This window comes from Formosa sp. Hel3_A1_48 (assembly GCF_001735715.1).
GTDB lineage: Bacteria > Bacteroidota > Bacteroidia > Flavobacteriales > Flavobacteriaceae > UBA3537.
Map to the genome: position 1 here is coordinate 689,098 of NZ_CP017259.1, position 16,041 is coordinate 705,138.

Annotated in this window: 16 protein-coding genes; 13 read left to right on the forward strand and 3 right to left on the reverse strand. The window is 36.8% G+C overall.

The window, feature by feature from the left end:
* Window positions 1–2 precede the first annotated feature (2 nt).
* Window positions 3–2,633 carry a valine--tRNA ligase gene (locus FORMA_RS03110; protein ID WP_069674277.1) on the reverse strand — a complete coding sequence of 877 codons (2,631 nt, stop codon included), beginning with the start codon at window positions 2,631–2,633 and terminating at the stop codon, window positions 3–5.
* A 147-nt stretch (window positions 2,634–2,780) separates the two neighbouring features.
* On the opposite strand from FORMA_RS03110, the gene FORMA_RS03115 reads away from it, so the two are divergent.
* From FORMA_RS03115 to murB, 3 genes are all read left to right on the forward strand, one after another.
* Window positions 2,781–3,206: a DUF1573 domain-containing protein gene (locus FORMA_RS03115; RefSeq protein WP_069674278.1), complete on the forward strand. Its 426-nt coding sequence runs from the start codon at window positions 2,781–2,783 to the stop codon at window positions 3,204–3,206.
* Between the two features lie 107 nt (window positions 3,207–3,313).
* Window positions 3,314–4,510, forward strand: a complete 1,197-nt coding sequence (locus FORMA_RS03120; RefSeq protein WP_069674279.1) for a pyridoxal phosphate-dependent aminotransferase — start codon at window positions 3,314–3,316, stop codon at window positions 4,508–4,510.
* Entirely contained in the window at window positions 4,507–5,514 is a 1,008-nt protein-coding gene (murB, locus tag FORMA_RS03125; protein WP_069674280.1) for a UDP-N-acetylmuramate dehydrogenase, read from the forward strand. Before FORMA_RS03120 ends, murB begins: the two co-directional genes overlap by 4 nt.
* A 31-nt stretch (window positions 5,515–5,545) precedes the next feature.
* On the opposite strand, the gene aqpZ is transcribed toward murB, so the two are convergent.
* The gene (aqpZ, locus tag FORMA_RS03130; RefSeq protein ID WP_069675427.1) at window positions 5,546–6,232 is read right to left on the reverse strand and encodes an aquaporin Z; all 687 of its coding nucleotides are present in this window, start codon (window positions 6,230–6,232) and stop codon (window positions 5,546–5,548) included.
* Window positions 6,233–6,350: 118 nt separating this feature from the next.
* Here aqpZ and FORMA_RS03135 point away from each other — a divergent pair, with 118 nt between their 5' ends.
* From FORMA_RS03135 to gap, 6 genes are read left to right on the forward strand one after another with little or no spacing between them, the layout of a single operon-like run.
* Window positions 6,351–6,554, forward strand: a complete 204-nt coding sequence (locus tag FORMA_RS03135; protein WP_069674281.1) for a membrane or secreted protein — start codon at window positions 6,351–6,353, stop codon at window positions 6,552–6,554.
* Between the two features lie 9 nt (window positions 6,555–6,563).
* Window positions 6,564–7,661 (forward strand): glycosyltransferase, encoded by a 1,098-nt coding sequence (locus FORMA_RS03140; protein WP_083236544.1) that lies wholly within the window; start codon window positions 6,564–6,566, stop codon window positions 7,659–7,661.
* Window positions 7,652–8,206, forward strand: coding sequence for an RNA polymerase sigma factor (locus FORMA_RS03145; RefSeq protein WP_069674283.1), 555 nt, complete (start codon window positions 7,652–7,654; stop codon window positions 8,204–8,206). The genes FORMA_RS03140 and FORMA_RS03145 overlap by 10 nt, the downstream gene beginning before the upstream one ends.
* Window positions 8,199–9,413 (forward strand): Nramp family divalent metal transporter, encoded by a 1,215-nt coding sequence (locus tag FORMA_RS03150; RefSeq protein ID WP_069674284.1) that lies wholly within the window; start codon window positions 8,199–8,201, stop codon window positions 9,411–9,413. The genes FORMA_RS03145 and FORMA_RS03150 overlap by 8 nt, the downstream gene beginning before the upstream one ends.
* A gap of 45 nt (window positions 9,414–9,458) precedes the next feature.
* The gene (gene lipA, locus FORMA_RS03155) at window positions 9,459–10,334 is read left to right on the forward strand and encodes a lipoyl synthase (RefSeq protein WP_069674285.1); all 876 of its coding nucleotides are present in this window, start codon (window positions 9,459–9,461) and stop codon (window positions 10,332–10,334) included.
* Window positions 10,335–11,324, forward strand: coding sequence for a type I glyceraldehyde-3-phosphate dehydrogenase (gene gap / locus FORMA_RS03160; RefSeq protein ID WP_069674286.1), 990 nt, complete (start codon window positions 10,335–10,337; stop codon window positions 11,322–11,324).
* On the opposite strand, the gene lpxK is transcribed toward gap, so the two are convergent.
* Window positions 11,321–12,325, reverse strand: a complete 1,005-nt coding sequence (lpxK, locus tag FORMA_RS03165; protein WP_069675428.1) for a tetraacyldisaccharide 4'-kinase — start codon at window positions 12,323–12,325, stop codon at window positions 11,321–11,323. The two genes, gap and lpxK, sit on opposite strands and share 4 nt — an antisense overlap.
* Window positions 12,326–12,370: 45 nt before the next feature.
* Between lpxK and FORMA_RS03170 the strand changes: the two genes are divergently transcribed.
* The 4 genes from FORMA_RS03170 (at window position 12,371) to msrA (ending at window position 16,008) form a co-directional block, all read left to right on the forward strand.
* Window positions 12,371–13,465 (forward strand): Nif3-like dinuclear metal center hexameric protein, encoded by a 1,095-nt coding sequence (locus tag FORMA_RS03170; RefSeq protein WP_069674287.1) that lies wholly within the window; start codon window positions 12,371–12,373, stop codon window positions 13,463–13,465.
* 2 nt (window positions 13,466–13,467) lie between these two features.
* Window positions 13,468–14,247 (forward strand): zinc ribbon domain-containing protein, encoded by a 780-nt coding sequence (locus FORMA_RS03175; protein WP_069674288.1) that lies wholly within the window; start codon window positions 13,468–13,470, stop codon window positions 14,245–14,247.
* Window positions 14,248–14,664: 417 nt separating this feature from the next.
* The gene (locus FORMA_RS03180; protein WP_083236600.1) at window positions 14,665–14,940 is read left to right on the forward strand and encodes a Bor family protein; all 276 of its coding nucleotides are present in this window, start codon (window positions 14,665–14,667) and stop codon (window positions 14,938–14,940) included.
* Between the two features lie 405 nt (window positions 14,941–15,345).
* The gene (gene msrA / locus FORMA_RS03190; RefSeq protein ID WP_069674291.1) at window positions 15,346–16,008 is read left to right on the forward strand and encodes a peptide-methionine (S)-S-oxide reductase MsrA; all 663 of its coding nucleotides are present in this window, start codon (window positions 15,346–15,348) and stop codon (window positions 16,006–16,008) included.
* Window positions 16,009–16,041: the final 33 nt, after the last annotated feature.

The following is a 16,041-nucleotide window of genomic DNA, read 5'->3' on the forward strand; positions in this document are numbered from 1 at the left end:
CCCTACCTTAGATTGCTTAAACTCGTTTCTAAAGTATCAATTTTGGCTAGAGCATCAGCCTCTTTTTTCTTTTCGCTTGCTACTACTTGTGAAGGTGCATTATTTACAAATCGCTCGTTAGATAATTTTTTCTGAACAGAAAGTAAAAATCCTTTGGTGTACATTAACTCCTCTTCAAGTTTGGCTAACTCAGCATCAATATCAATCAGCATATCAGCTAGCATATAATATTCATTAGATTTTACACGGAAAGAAAAGGCTTTATCTACAGCAGATGATGTATAATAAATGTTGGATATATTTCCGAGTTTTGAAATTAAGCCATCAAAAGTTTTTGAGAAAGATGCCTTGTTAATGACGTGAAGCTCAACAGCTGTTTTAAAGGGAATTTGCTTTTGTTTGCGCAAATTTCTTATACCACTAACAACTTCTGCAGCAAAGTCAAAACTTTCTAAAATAGTAGAATCATAAGAAACTTTTTCTGGCCAAGTCGAGACAATTAAAGCTTCATTAGGGCTACGGTCTTTTAAAAAATGCCAGATTTCCTCTGTCAGGAAAGGCATAAATGGATGCAACACTTTTAGATTATGCTCCAATAAATCAACTATACGTTGATGCGTTTGTTTATCAATTGGTGCTCCATAAGATGGCTTGATCATCTCCAATAACCAAGAACAAAAATCGTCCCACACCAACTTATAAATAGCCATAAGAGCATCACTTAGACGGTATTTACTGAAATGATCTTCAATTTCCGCCAATACTTTTTGAAATTTTGACGTGTACCAATCTAAAGCAATTGAAGCATACTCAGGTTGTTCAATATCGGCAACTTCCCATCCGTTGATAAGTCGGAACGCGTTCCAAATTTTATTGCCAAAGCCTTTGCCTTGTTGACATAGAGCTTCATCAAACAGCAAATCATTCCCAGCTGCTGAACTCAACAACAGTCCAACGCGTACTCCATCGGCTCCAAATTGCTCAATAAGCCCAAGCGCATCAGGTGAATTACCTAAAGACTTACTCATTTTTCGGCGTTGTTTATCGCGAACTAACCCTGTCAAATATACATTTTCAAACGGTTTTTCTTCTTTAAACTCAAAGCCTGCAACTATCATTCGTGCGACCCAAAAAAATAAAATATCTGGCCCAGTAACAAGATCATTAGTAGGGTAGTAATAATTGAATTCAGCATTATCTGGATTTCTAATACCATCAAAAACTGAAATTGGCCAAAGCCATGACGAAAACCAAGTATCTAAAACATCTGCATCTTGTCTTAAGTCTTTGACGCTAAGTGATGAGTTCTTTGATTTTTTTTGTGCCAATTTTAAAGCCTCCACTGCAGTAGAAGCAACTACAAAATCGTCTTTTCCATCGCCATAATAGTAGGCTGGAATTTGTTGACCCCAAAACAATTGGCGGGATATATTCCAATCACGGATGTTTTCCATCCAATGGCGATAGGTATTATTGAATTTTTTTGGAAATAATTTTACCGTACTCTCCTTTAATACGGCGTCTAAGGCAGGTTTTGCCAAATCTTCCATTTTGAGAAACCATTGGTCAGAAAGACGAGGTTCAATAACAACTTTGGTACGTTCTGAAGTACCAACTTTGTGCATATGTGGTTCTATTTTTACTAAAAACCCTTTGTCTTTTAATTCTTCAACAATTTCTTTACGAACTACAAACCGATCTTTCCCTTCGTAGTGCAGTCCATAACTATTGAGTGTTGCATCTGCATTGAAAATATCAATAACCTCCAATTGGTGCTTGTCCCCCAATACCTTGTCATTTTCATCATGTGCAGGGGTAACTTTTAAACAACCTGTTCCAAACTCCATATCAACATATTCATCCTCGATAATTGGAATGACTCTATTACACAAAGGAACAATTGCTTTTTTACCTTTTAAATGAGAAAAACGCTCATCGTTTGGATTGATACAAATTGCTGAATCACCCAAAATAGTTTCTGGTCTTGTTGTGGCTATAGTGAGGCGTTCATTGCTTCCTTCGATTGCATATTCCACGTAATATAAACTGCCTTGACGTTCTTCGTATATAACTTCCTCATCAGAAAGTGTTGTCTGTGCTTGAGGATCCCAATTCACCATTCTATAACCTCTGTAAATCAACCCTTTATTGAACAAATCAATAAACACAGAAATGACCGATTCGCTCATTTCATCATCCAAGGTGAATTTTGTACGGTCCCAATCGCATGAACAACCCAATTTCTTAAGCTGATTTAAAATTACACCACCATACTCATTGGTCCAGTCCCAAGCATGGCTCATAAATTCTTCTCGTGTCAAATCGTTCTTATCAATACCTTTTTCCTTTAGCTTGGCCACCACTTTAGCCTCAGTTGCTATTGAGGCATGGTCAGTACCAGGGACCCAACAAGCGTTTTTTCCCTGAAGGCGTGCACGTCTAATCAAAACATCCTGAATAGTATTGTTGAGCATATGCCCCATATGCAAAATACCAGTTACATTTGGCGGAGGAATTACAATGGTATAAGGAGTTCTATTATCAGGCTTTGAATGAAAATATTGGTGCTTCATCCAATAGTCATACCACTTTTGCTCTACCTTTGTTGCATCATATTTTGATGGAATACTCATATTCTTGGAACGATTTTTGTCATAAAGTATACAAAAGTACTCATATTTTGGGTTCTTTAAAATTAAATAAACCAGAATTATAGGTGTACAATTTTTGATTTTCTAAAAAAGTCGCTAAATTTACATATAAACTTAAATTACTCTGCCATGAAAAAAATATTAACACTAATGCTCCTTAGTTTATTTCTTCTAAATACTAACGCGCAAGAGCGTACTGCAAAAATTGAATTTGAATCTACTGTAATTGATTACGGGACTATTGAAAAAGGATCTGATGGAGTTCGCGTTTTCAAATTTACTAATACTGGAAACGCACCACTTATTGTATCAAAGGTTAAATCTAGCTGTGGCTGTACAGTTCCAAAAAAGCCAGAAAAGCCTATTTTGCCTGGTGAAGAGGGTGAAATTCAAGTAAAGTATGACACCAACAGAGTCAATCCGATCCGAAAAACAATTACCGTTACTTCTAATGCTGACACTCCTACTGTGGCACTTAAAATAAAAGGTACTGTTATCGACCCGGCCAAAACTAGCCCATTACAACCGACAAACAAAAGCGTTGTTGAAAAATAATACGATATTAAGCCAAAAAAAAGCATCTTTATAAGATGCTTTTTTTTTGATTCATTTACTAAAGATATAGAATTATATTTGTACTTTGAATTATAATATGAATTGATATGCCAAAAATTTCAATCAAAGGAATACAAATGCCGGAGTCACCAATACGCAAATTGGTCCCCTATGCAGAGCAGGCAAAAACTAAGGGCACATTGGTGTATCACCTAAACATAGGACAACCTGATATTAACACCCCGCAAATAGCACTTGATGCTGTAAAAAATAACTGTCTTGAAGTAGTAGCGTACAGCCGCTCAGAAGGCTCAGAACAATACCGAGAAAAATTAGCGGGTTACTACAAAAAACACAACATTCAAGTTGAAGCCAAAGAGATTACAGTAACCACTGGTGGAAGTGAAGCACTGCTTTTTACCATGGGAAGTATTATGGATCCTGGTGACGAAGTGATTATCCCTGAACCCTTTTATGCTAATTATAACGGCTTTTCAGTAGCTCAAGGAGTTAATGTAATACCTGTTGTCTCTGATATTGATGCAAATTTTGCGCTCCCTGCTATTAAAGATTTTGAAAGCTTAATTACGCCTAAAACCAAAGCTATTCTTATTTGTAATCCTGGAAATCCAACAGGCTATTTGTACAGCAGAGAAGAAATTAGTCAACTCAAGGAGTTAGTTATAAAACACGATTTGTTTTTGATCGCTGATGAAGTGTACAGAGAATTCACCTACGACGGCCTTCACCACCATTCTATTATGGAAATTGATGGGTTACAAGACCACGCCATAATGATCGATTCTGTCTCTAAACGATACAGCATGTGCGGGGCTAGGATAGGATGTATTGTTACAAGAAACAAAAGAGTTACCGATGCAGCACTAAAGTTTGCTCAAGCACGCTTATCGCCTCCTACATTTGCGCTTTTGGCGAGCGAAGCAGCACTTGATACTCCCGATTCATATTTTGAAGAAGTCAAAAAAGAATATGCAGAACGACGCAATATATTAATTCAAGAGCTCAAAAAAATTAATGGTGTAAAAGTAGCTAATCCCAAAGGAGCTTTTTACTGCATTGTAGAGCTTCCTGTAAAGGATTCGGACAAATTTGCACAATGGTTGTTAGAAGAATTTCGTGTTAATAATGAAACGATTATGATTGCACCTGCGGCAGGCTTTTACGCCACAGAAGGACTGGGGCATAATCAGGTGCGCATAGCTTATGTCCTGAAAAAAGAAGATTTAATAGCCTCGGTAAATATTCTTAAAAAAGGACTAGAAGCTTATAAAACTACAGAATGATTCAACAGAACGTTTCTTTAAAACCTTATAATACTTTTGGCATCAATGTCAACGCTGAAGCTTTTGCTTCTGTAAAAACGCTAGAAGATTTAAAGACCACACTAAAGAACAGACCCTCAAAAATATTAATCATCGGAGGGGGAAGTAATATTCTATTAACCGAAGATTTTGAAGGGCTAGTGCTTCATATAGATCTTAAAGGCATAGAAGTTTGCAAAAAACAAAACGAAACCACTATCGTAAAAGTCTCTGCTGGCGAAAACTGGCACGACTTTGTCTTGTGGTCCTTAAAACAAAACTTAGGTGGAATAGAGAATTTATCTCTAATTCCAGGAAATGTTGGTACAGCTCCGATTCAAAATATTGGAGCCTATGGAGTAGAACTGAAAGACACTTTCGTTTGCTGCGAGGCATTAAATCTTAAGACTCTAGAGCTAGAAATATTTTCAAAAGAAGAATGTAATTTTGGGTACAGAAATTCTGTTTTTAAATCAGAACATAAAGGAAAATACATTATCACCTCAGTAACTTTTGAATTGACCCACACCAAGCACCAACTAAAAACAACTTATGGTGCTATTTCGAATGAATTGTTAGCAAATGGAGTAACTAGCCCAAGTATCCAAGACATTTCAAAAGCAGTGATTACTATTCGAAAATCTAAACTCCCAGATCCAAAAAAACTTGGAAATTGCGGTAGTTTTTTTAAAAATCCAATTGTACCAAAAGAACATTTTGAGCAATTATTAACACAGTTCCCAAATATGCCTCACTATCCTGTTTCATCAAATGAAGTAAAAATACCAGCAGCTTGGCTCATTGAAACTGCAGGTTTTAAAGGAAAAACCTTCAAAAATTATGGTGTTCACAAGCATCAGGCTCTAGTACTTGTCAATTATGGTGGCGCTTCTGGTCGAGATATCTTGAGTTTATCACAACTCATTCAAAAAACCATCAATTCTATTTTTGGGATAGCACTCGAAGCAGAGGTCAATGTATTGTGAGGAGTAAAGATTATAATTGAAAAATAGCTCACTAATCGCAGTTTTGACTGGCTTTACTCACTATACCTGCTGCAATAGCTCCAGCTATGGGTGCTAACCAAAATAGCCAAAGTTGTGCAGAAAAGTCAGCACCTGCAAAAATAGCTTGACCTGTAGAGCGCGCTGGATTAACCGAAGTGTTTGAGATCGGAATACTTATCAAGTGAATAAGGGTAAGAGCAAAACCAATGGCCATTGGCGCAAACTTCTGGTGAGCTTTTTCAGTTGTACTGCCTAAAATTATGATTAGAAAAAATGCTGTTAAAACAAATTCTGAAATTAAAACAGAACTCAAAGAGTAGCCCCCAGGAGACAAATCACCATAGCCATTAGCAGCAAAAGTCCCTATAGATTCAAAGTCAGATTTGCCCGTAAGTATTAAGAAGAGAACTGAAGCTGCAACAAGAGCGCCTAAGGTTTGGGATACAATATATCCAAAAAGGTTTTTAGGGTTAAAACGACCTGCAGCCCAAAGACCAAAAGAAACAGCAGGATTGAAATGTGCGCCTGAGATATGCCCCAGAGCGTATGCCATGGTAAGGACGGTCATTCCGAAGGCAAATGAAACTCCTATAAAGCCAATACCCGATTCAGGGAATTTGGCCGCAAAAATAGCACTCCCACAACCACCAAAAACCAACCAAAATGTACCAAAAAATTCTGCATAAAGCTTTTTCATAAATATTGTGTTCAAGCACTCCACTGATTTAGACACAGATTTATACAAAAAGTCACCTTTTATTTTAAAATTTTAATTTTATTTTAATTGTATCTTTGTAAAAATCTATTGCTTTAAAATGAAACTACTTTTAATTACACTATCACTTTTAGGCCTTGGGATTGCAGGGATTTCCATTAAATTATGGGCCAAAAAAGACGGTAAATTTGCCGGTACTTGTGCTAGCCAAAATCCAATGCTAAACAACGAAGGTGAGGCTTGTGGGTTTTGTGGTAAAACCCCTGATGAATTTGGCGACTGCGATAACAGCGGAAAAAAATAACCCCAATAAATGCCCTTGACCGTTCTTTTTTACATCTTCATGACGGTAACTATTTTAGAAATTTCCTATTTCTGCTTTGCAGTATATAGCATACGCAATATGCCCTTGCAGCTAAAAAAATCAAATACTGCAATTTCCTTAATACTATATACAAAGAATCAAGCTGAATTAATAAAAACACAACTGCCTGTTTTTCTAAAACAAAAACATAAAAATTTTGAAATTGTATTAATTAACGATGCCTCTTCAGATGATACACTAGAAATCATGAAACGTTTTCAAAACGAAAACTCAAAAATAAAGGTGATCGATGTCAAAAATATTGAAGCATTTTGGGGCAGTAAAAAATACGCACTGACTTTAGCCATAAAAGCTGCCTCACACGAACGCTTAGTTATAAGCTCCATTGATCATAAACCCAACTCTACGGCATGGCTTCAGCATATAGCTTCAGCGCTTAAAGAAAAATCTTTCATAATCGGATTGAGAAAATATACTTCTAAAAATACCTTATTTTACCGATTTTTTAATTTTAGGGAACTTGTTAAAAGCTGCACTCTGAGTAAAATGGGGATAGTTTACGGAGGAACTTCAGCAAATGTGAGTTATACTAAAACACTTTTTTACAGTGCTAGTGGATTTGCAAAACACATGCAACTTCCCTTTGGAGAAACCAAATTATTTGCCAATGAAGTCTCAAAATTATCGAATACCGCAATTTGTTTGCAACACGACAGCGGAGTGACGCAATTACACAAACCCAAGTTTGGGACATGGTTGAAAGAACAAGTTGAAGAGGACTTAATTTTAAGGCAAAGCAGGAAACTTGTACTGCTAAGCAATAGGTTTCTTTTTTTATGTCGTCTAGTATTTTACATCCTAGCTGTAGTTTTGATGATTATTAGTGAGCCTGAGACAAAACCCTTAATTATAATATTGCTCAGTGGCCGTTTTGCAATTCAATACATTTGCTACGGAATCATAGCCAACAAATTAAAAGAATTAAAGTTAATCATAGCACTACCATTTCTTGATCTTTGGTCTCTTATTTTACAATTTGTTATATTTATAACAGGATTTAAGTCAAAACAACCGCATTGGAATTAAACGAAGCGATTACAAAAGCCAAAGAAAATAATCAAATTGCTTTCAACTTTTTGTTGGAAACTTTTTGGAATGATGTTTTCGGCTTTTTAGTAAAGCGCACCCAAAACGAGAACGATGCAGAGGACATTACAATTGAAACATTTTTTAAAGCTTTCGATAAAATCAATTCTTTTGACTCTAAATTTAAATTCAAAACTTGGCTAATAACAATAGCTAAAAACACCCATTTAGATAGCATCCGAAAACAAAAAAACACGCTCAGTAACCAAACAACTGAGGAGGATGAAAAGCGCGTCTATTGGATTCGCGATCAAGCTCCATCTGTAGAGGATAAACTTATAAATGAACAAAATTTGGCTGAACTGCTAAAGGACATCAAGAAATTAAAGCCTCATCACCAAGAAATTATTCAACTGCGGTATTTTCAAGAATTATCTTATCTAGAAATCGCAAAGAAAATTGATGCCCCTATAAATAATGTCAAAATAAAGCTTCTAAGAGCTAAAAAACTATTGGCTTGGATTATTCGCACAAAACATGACTAAATTTTTACAAAATCTTGGCCCTGGATTATTGTTTGCTGGGGCTGCAATTGGAGTGTCACATCTTGTTCAGTCGACTAAAGCAGGTGCAAATTTTGGCTTCGGACTGTTGTGGGCGCTTTTGCTAATTAACCTCATCAAATATCCTTTTTTTCAGTTTGGCCCTCGTTATGCTGCAGCTACTGGAGAAAGTTTGCTCGAGGGCTATAATAAGCTGGGAAAAGGGGTGTTAAAGGCCTATGCCTTGTTGACCATTGCTACCATGTTTACCATACAAACAGCAGTGACTATTGTTACTGCTGGGATAGCTTCTACTCTATTTGGTTCTGAAATTAGTATGGAAATATGGTCTGTTATTATATTATCCGTTTGTTTTCTTCTTTTGCTAGTTGGTAAATATTCCTTACTAGATAAAATGATGAAAGTCATCATTATCGTTTTGAGTTTGAGTACCCTATTTGCGGTAGCCGCAGCATTTATTAATTCCACAAATGAACCCGAATGGACACAAATAGTCCCATCAACAGATGTGGAACTAATTTTTCTTATAGCTTTCATGGGCTGGATGCCTGCGCCATTGGATGTTTCAATTTGGCACTCTATATGGGCGATTCAAAAGAAAAAACAAGAGCAAAACTTTAATTCAAAAACAGCAGCATTAGATTTCAATATAGGCTATCTCGGAACTATTGTATTGGGAATAGGCTTTCTAATGCTTGGGGGGCTAGTAATGCACGGATCAGGAAAATCATTTAGTGCAAATGGGGGAGAATTTTCGCTACAACTGATTGAAATGTATACACAAAATCTTGGAGAATGGTCTTATATTATCATAGTTGTCGCAGCACTAACCACCATGTTCAGCACCACACTAACAACTCTTGATGCTTCGCCTCGTGCCATGAACAAAACACTCGAACTAATCTTAGATAAACCACTAAACAATGGCTACAAAGTTTGGTTGATTGTTTTGATAATAGGTACCATTTCTATTTTCTTCTTCTTTTTATCGGAAATGGGCAGCTTGATAAAAATAGCCACAATATTATCGTTTTTAACAGCACCTTTTTATGCACTTATGAATTATATTCTCATATGCAGTAAGCATACACCTCAGTCGTTTCGACCGTCAAAAATGATGCATTTTTTAAGTATTTCAGGAATTCTCTTTTTAATTGGATTTAACATTTGGTATATCAGTATTTTGTGATTTTTTTAGGGAATACTTTGTATCTTTGCAGCACAAATCATACGGATGTCTACAGACGCACTTATAAAACCACAAGAACGACAAGCCAAACCTAAATGGTTGCGTGTAAAATTACCAACAGGCAAAAAGTATACAGAACTTCGAGGGCTTGTTGATAAATACAATCTCAACACAATTTGTACGTCTGGGAGTTGCCCTAATATGGGCGAATGTTGGGGTGAAGGTACAGCTACATTTATGATCCTTGGTAACATATGTACGCGTTCCTGCGGCTTTTGCGGGGTGAAAACCGGACGACCTGAATCAGTGGATTGGGATGAACCCGAAAAAGTAGCGCGGTCTATCAAAATCATGGGAATCAAACACGCCGTTCTGACTAGCGTTGACCGCGATGATTTAAAAGACATGGGCAGTATCATGTGGGCCGAAACGGTAAAAGCCGTTCGTCGTATGAACCCAAACACCACACTTGAGACACTAATACCTGACTTTCAAGGAATTGAAAAACATATCGACCGCATTATTAACGTAGCTCCCGAAGTTGTCTCGCACAATATGGAAACAGTAAGACGACTCACAAGAGCGGTACGCATACAAGCAAAATACGATCAAAGCTTAGAAGTTTTGAATTACCTAAAAAAGCAAGGGCAACGTCGTACCAAGACCGGTATCATGCTTGGACTAGGAGAAACTCGCGAAGAAGTTATTGAAACGCTTCACGACCTTAAAAAGGCAAATGTTGATGTCGTTACCATTGGTCAATACCTACAACCAAGTAAAAAGCACCTCCCTGTGAAAGAGTTCATCACGCCAGATCAATTCAAAGAATATGAAGAAATTGGCTTGGATTTAGGATTCAGACACGTAGAAAGTAGCGCACTGGTCCGCTCTTCGTATAAAGCACAAAAACATATAAATTAAATGGTTCGCGTTGGTATCAACGGGTTTGGACGCATCGGTAGGCGCGTCTTTCGCTTGATCCTCGAGCAAGAGGACATTCAAGTGGTTGCTGTAAATGATTTGGCAGACACCAAAACACTGACACATTTACTAAAATACGATAGTGTCCATGGAAAACTTAATGCTCGAATTGACAAAAATGAAACCCATATTGAGGTCAATAACGCGTCTATACCTCTGACAAATCACAACCATCCAAAATACATCGACTGGGCAGCACATAAAGTAGATGTTGTGGTCGAAGCTACTGGAAAATTTAAAACCAAAGACATCTTACAGTACCATATTAAAAATGGTGCTCGAAAAGTAATTTTGAGTGTTCCTCCTTTAGATAGTGACATTAAAACCATTGTGCTGGGCGTGAATGAACACACCATTACCAAAGAAGACCAGATACTATCTAATGCCTCTTGTACCACAAATAATGCTGCACCAATGCTCGCAATCATTAATGATTTATGTGGAATCGACCAAGCCTACATAACCACAGTGCATTCCTACACCACCGATCAAAGTCTGCACGATCAACCTCATCAAGATTTGAGAAGAGCTCGTGCAGCAGGTCAATCCATAGTCCCAACTACTACTGGAGCTGCCAAAGCATTAACTAAAATATTTCCTGAACTTGCTCATACCATAGGAGGTTGTGGAATTCGTGTCCCCGTCATCAATGGGTCTTTAACTGATATTACCTTTAATGTCAAAAAAGAAACTTCTGTTGAAGCAATTAATGAGGCCTTCAAAAACGCAGCTCAAACAAAATTCAAAGGCTTTTTGGAATACACCACTGACCCTATTGTTTCGATTGACGTTATTGGCAATACACATTCTTGTGTTTTTGATGCACAAATGACTTCGGTATTGGGAAAAATGGTGAAAATCATCGGTTGGTACGACAACGAAACGGGATATTCCTCACGAATCATTGACCTGATTAAAGCATTAAATTAGGGCATGTCTATATACGCCTTTACCAAGTCTTCGAATCTGTCTTGGTCGTCAATTTTTGTAGTTATGGGTAAATAATACAAAGCATCATGATTGAGTATTTTTAATCTTGAAAAATCCTTTTCAGTTGTTAAAACCAAAGACTTAGAACTAATTTTATTCAGCTCTTGCGTTGAAAACTCATGGTGATCCGCATATTCAAGATGTTCAAACTTATGACCTAAACTTTCCAAATATTGCACCAAAGGTACCGAATTGGCAATTCCAGTGACTAAAGTGTATTTTTTATTTTTAATTGTCTGAAGAGCTAATTTCTCTGTTGAAGAGTATATATGTTCATCATAATCAATAGAACTAAAAAACAATTGTTGTCCACTTTGTAATGCCAAACGCTTTTTGATGGTTTGCTTTTCTAAATGGCCCAAATTAGTGGGACTTTTGGTGACTATTACAATTTGTGCTCGCTGCGCCCCTGAACGCAATTCACGAAGGTTTCCTGCAGGCAAAACAATATCGTCGCAATACAAATGATCGTAAGCGGTTAGTAAAATGGATAAGCCAGGAGAAACCTTTCGGTGCTGAAAAGCATCGTCGAGCAAAACCACTTCGGGCGGATTGTTGAGCGCTAATAAAGTTTCTATTCCACGCTGGCGGTTGGCATCGACAGCAACAGTGATTTTTGGAAATTTATGAGCAATTTGAAAGGGCTCGTCCCCTATAGATTTCGCTGATGATAAAGCATCTGCCAAAACAAACCCTTTTGATTGACGCCCATAACCACGGCTCAAAACAGCAACTTTATAATTGGACTGAAGTAGTGATATCAATAATTCTATGGTAGGGGTTTTTCCCGTGCCCCCCACAGACAAATTTCCTACACAGATGATTGGCAACGGAAACGACTTGGATTTCAAAATACCTAAATCGTATCCCCTATTACGAAGATAAACAACGCTATAATAGAGTACATTGAATGGAAATAATATTTTTCTTAAAAGCTTCATCACAACGAAAGTAATTATTTTATCTTTGAAGTTAAACAAAATCTTATGATAGTTAAAGACATCATCAAGCAACTCGAGGACCTTGCCCCTTTGGCCTATGCCGAAGAATTTGACAATGTTGGTCTTTTGGTCGGACACAAGGATATGGAAATCTCAGGGGTTTTGATTACTCTAGATACCCTTCCTGAAGTCGTGGATGAAGCCATTGCTACAAACTGCAATCTTATTGTGAGCTTTCATCCCATTATATTCAAAGGGTTAAAATCCATCACTGGAAAAACCTATGTAGAACGCGTGGTGCAAAAAGCCATAAAACACGATATTGCCATATTTGCTATACACACTGCATTGGATAATGCTTTTGAAGGGGTAAATGCTGAAATTTGCAACCGATTGAACTTAATAAATAAATCCATTTTGATGCCCCAATCGGGAACCGTCAAAAAGCTTACAACATTTGTACCACACACAGATGCCGAGATGGTACGAACTGCACTTTTTGAAGCTGGCGGTGGCGCTCTTGGAAATTACGAAAATTGCAGCTTTAACAGTCAAGGTATTGGGACTTTCGAAGGAAATTCAGAGGCACAACCTGCCATCGGAAAACCAAATGAATTGAAAAGTGTAGAAGAAACAAGAATAGACATCGTATATGCAAAACATTTGGAATCTGGTATTTTGAATGCTTTGTTTCAAGCCCACCCCTACGAAGAAGTGGCCCATGAACTATTTACATTAGAAAACAAAAATCATCACATTGGGATGGGAATGATTGGAGAGCTAGAAGATCCCATGAGCGAAACCGATTTTCTGACTTTTGTAAAACAAACAATGAAATGTGAAATCATAAGACACTCCAAACAGCTTGAACATCCTATAAAAAAAGTAGCCGTTTTGGGCGGATCTGGTAGTTTTGCTATTAGTGCAGCAAAAGCGGCAGGTGCAGATGCTTTTGTGACTTCAGATCTGAAATACCACGACTTTTTTAGGGCTGAAAATCAAATCTTACTGATGGATATTGGGCATTATGAAAGCGAACAGTACACAAAAAACCTTTTAGCGAGCTATCTTAAGAAAAAAATTCCTAATTTTGCAGTCCTTTTATCAAAGATAAATACAAACCCGGTAAAGTATAAATAAACATGGCTAAAAAGAAAGAGCTAACTGTTGAAGAACGATTAAGAGCATTGTACGATTTGCAACTTATTGACTCTAGAGTGGATGAAATACGTAATGTACGAGGAGAACTCCCTCTAGAAGTACGTGACTTGGAGGATGAAGTTGAAGGTTTCAAATTGAGACTTCAAAAACTAGAAGACAGCCTAACCGATATAGACAATCAAATCAAGGCGAAGAAAAACTTAATTGAAGAAGCAAAAGCACTCATCAAAAAATACAACGAACAACAAAAAAATGTTCGTAACAATAGAGAATTTAACTCCTTGGCAAAAGAAGTTGAGTTCCAAGAATTAGAAATTCAATTGGCCGAAAAACACATCAATGAATTCAAAGCACAAATTGAACAAAAAAAGGAAGTGATTGACGGCACCAAAGAACGCTTGAAAGAACGCGAAGACCACCTCAAGCACAAAAAAGGTGATTTAGATGATATTCTTGCTGAAACCGAAAAAGAAGAAAAAGTTCTTCTTGGAAAATCGGAGGAATACAAAACCAAAATTGAGGAGCGTTTGGCCAAGGCCTACACCAAAATTCGCACCAATGTAAAGAATGGATTAGCCGTTGTACCAATCGAAAGAGGTGCTTCTGGAGGATCGTATTTTACCATCCCACCACAAGTGCAAGTCGAGATTGCTTCGCGCAAAAAAATAATTACAGACGAGCACAGCGGTCGTATATTGGTTGATGCCGAACTGGCCGAAGAGCAAAAAGTAAAAATGGAAAAGTTATTTTCTACTATGTAACAAATAACCCTACACATACCAAAAACCCTCACCATGCGTGAGGGTTTTTTTTTGATGTACTTCTTTTTTTGTATTAAAAAAATTTTAAATTTGAAGTGAATAGTACCCAAATCTATTCTACAACCATGAAAAACCTGAAACACGTGCCTAATCTATATGCAATTCAGAACAAAGTAAAAACAGGCTTTGTGCTTGAGCATGCTGATTATTCAAAAAAATCTCTAGCAAAATAAAGAGACCATTAGATGCTATTATTGATAGATAAAGTATTGATAATAAAAGTGTTAAGAGAAAACAAATAAACGGAACAGTGCGTCTATGAACAAATTGTAAACAATACCCAAACGAGACTCAAAATGAGTATTATAAATAAATGTTTAATTAAAATTAAAAAGAATGATTAAAAAATCAATGAAAATGATGTCAGTTGTATTTGCTGCATCAATGTTATTAACTTCTTGCTATTCATACACAAGTGTTGTGGGAAGCGGAGCTCAAGGAAGCAATGAATCTACTAGTTGGAATCATTATGTAATTTTTGGTTTAGCACCTGTTGGTGTTTCTAGTTCAAAACAAATGGCTGGTGAAGCAGAAAATTATACTGTACAGACAAGACTGACTTTTGTTAATGGATTAGTTTCTGCGATAACTTTTGGTATTTATACGCCAACAACGACAACGGTAACTAAATAACCAAAAAAAAGAAAGGTTTGGTATAAACACCTAACCTTTCTTTAATTATTTCAGACTATATGAAAAAAATAATATTTTATTTTTCAATTATTATTTCAATTATTTTACTGAAAGATATTGCAAAAATTTTGAGAACCGATTTTGCAAGATTATCTGTATATGGTTTTGGTTATTTGTCAGGGAAAATAATCTTATTTATAGTCTTTGTTTTAATTAGTTTTATGACAAGAAAAGCCATTTTCACTAAAAAGATTGAATAATAGAAAAGTACTGTTTACAACAACCTAATTAAAAAATAGATTTCTATGCGAACACGAATAATTTATCCTAGGAGTATTCCATTTTAACCAAAATTTCACAGAATACCACAAATGGTTGCTTAATTTTACACCAAATATACGCACCATGAAAAATACCTTAATCTTCCTACCCCTATTGTTTTGCGCCTCCATAAGTTGCCAAAATACCAATACACAAAACGCCAAACAACAAGCGGTCATCAACGCTACACCTATTGAAGTCTTACAAGAAAATGGCATTGCAAAGGCGTATTTTGCAAGTGGATGTTTTTGGTGTGTCGAGGCCGTTTATGAAAGCGTACACGGCGTAGAAGAAGCCATTAGTGGTTATTCTGGTGGATTTACAAACAACCCCACCTACGAACTCAGCAACACTGGCCGCACCGGCCATGCCGAAGCTGTGGAAGTACTGTACGATCCGACTGTGGTCTCGTTTTCAACTTTGGTAGATGTGTATTTTGGTTCTCAAAATGTAGCGCAAGTCAACGGTCAAGGTCCGGATAGAGGAGTGCAATACCGCTCTATTATTTTTTATCAAAACGAGGAACAAAAAACTGTAATAAAGAAAAAGATAGCCGCCATCGCAAAAACTCAAAAAGTGACTGTTGCCGCAGAAGTGTATCCCTTTCAAAAATTTTGGAAAGCAGAAGACTACCACCAAAATTATGAACGGTTACACCCCAACAATCCTTATGTACGTAATGTATCCATCCCTAGACTAAAGCGTTTTCAAGCTAAATTCCCTCAGCTTTTAAAACAAAACCACTAGTATTCACAAGAGGAGTGAATTTTATAATCGGCG